General features: G+C 33.9%; 1 protein-coding gene and 1 pseudogene. Both read left to right on the top strand.

What is annotated here, in order from left to right; all coding sequences use genetic code 11:
• The first annotated feature begins 410 nt into the window (after positions 1-410).
• Positions 411-830 carry a hypothetical protein gene (locus ACQKMD_RS21955; protein ID WP_427754693.1) on the top strand — a complete coding sequence of 140 codons (420 nt, stop codon included), beginning with the start codon at positions 411-413 and terminating at the stop codon, positions 828-830.
• A gap of 132 nt (positions 831-962) precedes the next feature.
• Positions 963-1,238 (top strand): annotated as a pseudogene (locus ACQKMD_RS21960) (SDR family oxidoreductase); the annotation flags it as partial.
• Positions 1,239-1,796: the final 558 nt, after the last annotated feature.

Consider the following 1,796-nt stretch of genomic DNA (forward strand, 5'->3'; position numbering starts at 1 on the left):
TTATGCGATTTTAAAAACGAAAACACCGTTCCAAGAAACTATTTAGTTACAGTATTTTAAAATAAAACAAAATCCTTCCAAATCAAATTCGGAGGGTTATTTATCTTGTGCTTTTTAGTATAACATGAAGTGTTTTTCAATTAAAAATGTTTTCCTTGACATTCTATTAGCTGGTTTAGTTGAAGAAGAACAGAGACGCTTATTAAACACTCGCGCCTGATTGTTTAACAAGTACCCAGATGGAAATATAGACATACCTACAATAGATAATAATTATGCTATCTATATATTAGGGTGAAAACTTATCTGCTCTGGGTTCGCAAATAATTGTAATTAAACCACGAAGAAAACATCTTTTCTTCGTGGTTTTTGAGAAGTTGTGCTATATTCAAAGTGTCAGGAGTGAGTTGATGAAAAAGTTTTTAACAATTACCGCAATAATTCTTGTTTTACTCGGAGCAGCTGGCTATGCTGTGTGGCATTTTGGGACAAATATCGCTTCCGAAAAAATAATCGAAAAAGTGGAATCTACTTTAGATGACGAAAATCTAGAAGAAGTAAAATCCTATATCGAGAACGATTCGAAGGTTCAAGAAATTGTAAGCAAGGCAGCAACTAAAAATCCGGATACTCTTCCCTTCCAAACTAAGGAAGAAGCGACACGTGTGTTAATAAAAAAAGTGGGCGTTAATCGTTTACTTGATATTCAGGAACAAGCGCAAAAGGGTTCAATTAGTAAGGATGAAGTATTATCCGAAATTGAAGGTAAACTGTCTGAAGATGAAATTTCTGCTTTAAAATATGTTTTATATAAGGAATTGAATAAATAAGGCTTAGAGGAATCGAGTACTTTTTTTCTTATCATTCTTCTACTGTTGCTTTATTAAACTAAAGCGCCCTTTAATGGAATAACTTTGATTTATCTTCGTTCTTAAAAACCACCTTTATGGTGCAACCAAGCCAAGTGGGCTGTTCGTAATTTAATGGAAGTTTTGCGTATGGAATCTGCCCAAGAAGGTACTAACATCCGCACAGCCACTATTTATCCAGCTGCGATCAACACGGAATTGTTGGATACGATTACTGATAAGAATGTTTCAGCAGGTATGACTGCGTTGTACGAACAATATGGTATTACACCTGATTGAGTGGCAAATGTTGTGGCATTCGCGATTGATCAGCCAGAAGATACGAACGTTAATGAGTTTACAATTGGACCGACAATACAACATTGGTAATAATTACAAGACAGAGTAATGTTAAGTCATTCATTTTTCTAAAGCTTAGGCTGTCGATAAGTCCTCGACAGCCTTTTAATTTCTTCTCATTTTTTAATATAGGTTTTCTTAAGTTTCTTACTCCATTAAATGGTCCGATTGTTGAACAAAAGTTAAACAACGTTCATCAACTAATCTGCTGCACGTGACACAAATCGAAAATTAAATGGTTATATTCGTTCTTGTGTTAAGGAAGCTATTGACGAAGGTTTAATTAATACCGACTTTACACGTAATGCCACCATTACTGGTAAGACTTCTAAAAAATTTTCTGAGAAGTTCTTAAATTATGCAGATAGTAAAAAATTATTGCATTATTTGTTTCAAAATATAGAACATGGACTTGAAAACTACTTGCTAATTCTCGCACTGACTTCCGGCATGCGTTATAAGGAATTAATTGAACTTTGTGAAGAAGATTTTAATTTGACGAATTGTAATATTAAGTGCAACACCAAGACAAAATAGAAAACGCCCATAACGATTCCGTGTAAAATGTAAGTTACCACACTAAACATC

Source organism: Viridibacillus sp. NPDC096237, assembly GCF_050278625.1.
Classification (GTDB): Bacteria; Bacillota; Bacilli; order Bacillales_A; family Planococcaceae; genus Viridibacillus.